The 1,059-nt window shown below is 61.6% G+C and carries 2 pseudogenes; both read left to right on the forward strand.

Going from position 1 to position 1,059, the window contains the following annotated elements:
• Positions 1–573 (forward strand): annotated as a pseudogene (locus tag A2I95_RS41675) (multidrug MFS transporter); the annotation flags it as partial.
• Positions 574–633: 60 nt separating this feature from the next.
• Positions 634–1,059: pseudogene (locus tag A2I95_RS41680) on the forward strand (hypothetical protein); the annotation flags it as partial.

Raw genomic sequence — 1,059 nt, forward strand, 5'->3', positions numbered from 1 at the left:
GCTGTGCGCCTGTCGATCCTGGTGCAGACCCTTTGCCTGGGCATGCTGTTCACCATGCTGACCATGGTGCAGCAGGTCTATGACGTGATCTTTGACCGCGCTGGCAGCTTCCCCTTCTGGTTTGGTTTTGTGGCCTTGATGGCGGGTACTGCCAGCCTGCTGAATGCAGCCATCGTTGTCCGCGTTGGCATGCGCCGGATCGTGACTTGGTCCTTGGCCGCCCAGGTCTGCATTTCCGCGATTATGCTGGTGCTCAGCGGTCAGGCGCTGCCGGACACGCTGCTGTTCGGCCTGTTTGTCGCCTGGCAGACCAGCGTGTTCTTTCTGGCCGGCACCACGCTTGGCAATCTCAACGCTATTGCGATGGAGCCGATGGGCCATATTGCCGGCATGGCGGCCTCGGTCATCGGTGCGATCTCCACCGTTCTGGCCGCTGCCATTGCGGCGCCTGTGGGTCTGCTGTTTGACGGTTCACTGCTGCCGCTGGCTGCAGGGCTGCTGACAATGGCCGGCCTTGCGTTCCTGCTGATGCTGCAGATGGCACGGGCTGAGGCACAATTGCCCGCAGAATAACTATCTTGTCCGGGTCAACACCTCTGCCTAACCTCTCCAAATACTTGGGGAGGTTTTTTCATGGGTTACGATTATGATCTCGGCAGCCATTCCTGTCTGGTAACGGCAGCTTCGCCCGAGACGCAAAAGTGGTTCGACCGCGGCCTGGTCTGGACCTACGGCTACAACCACGAAGAAGCCGTCAAATGCTTCCAGCAGGCGTTGGCGCATGACCCCGGCTGCGCCATGGCCCATTGGGGCGTGGCCTATGCAACCGGCCCGAATTACAATCTGCCCTGGAACTTGCGGGACGGCAAAGGCCGTGCCGAAGATCTGGCACAGGCTTATGACGCCGCCCAATCCGCGCTGGCTTGTTTAGAGGGCTGCACCGAGGCCGAGCGGCAGCTGATCCTTGCCCTTCAAGCCCGCTACCCCCAGCGCGAGGCCGCCGGGGACATGCACGCTTGGGACTACGCTTTCGCAGACGCCATGCGCGCGGCCTTTGCC

This window comes from Leisingera sp. F5, from assembly GCF_001593695.1.